Annotated in this window: 1 pseudogene; it reads left to right on the top strand. The window is 40.5% G+C overall.

What is annotated here, in order from left to right:
• Positions 1 to 269 (top strand): annotated as a pseudogene (locus TCEL_RS00035) (glutamate/gamma-aminobutyrate family transporter YjeM); the annotation flags it as partial.

The raw sequence follows: 269 nt of genomic DNA, 5'->3' as shown, positions 1-269 counted from the left end.
ATTCTTCACTCTAACATATGCACCACTTAAGCAAATAATTGAAGGTACTCCAGCTGAACTATGGCCAGGAAAGATGGGAGAACTTAAGGACGGAATGCCAATAAACGCTATGAAGGTACAAGCTGCTACAGTTGTAGTTATGATAGCTTTACTTGCAGTTGGTGGAGATTCAATGTCAAAGTTCTTCGACATACTAGTTGCAATGACAAACGTTGCGATGACTCTACCATACATGTTCCTATCAGGTGCATTTGCTCCATTCAAGAAGA

The organism is Thermobrachium celere DSM 8682 (assembly GCF_000430995.1).
Lineage (GTDB): Bacteria > Bacillota > Clostridia > Clostridiales > Caloramatoraceae > Thermobrachium > Thermobrachium celere.
This window is presented reverse-complemented; position numbering and strand designations above follow the sequence as displayed.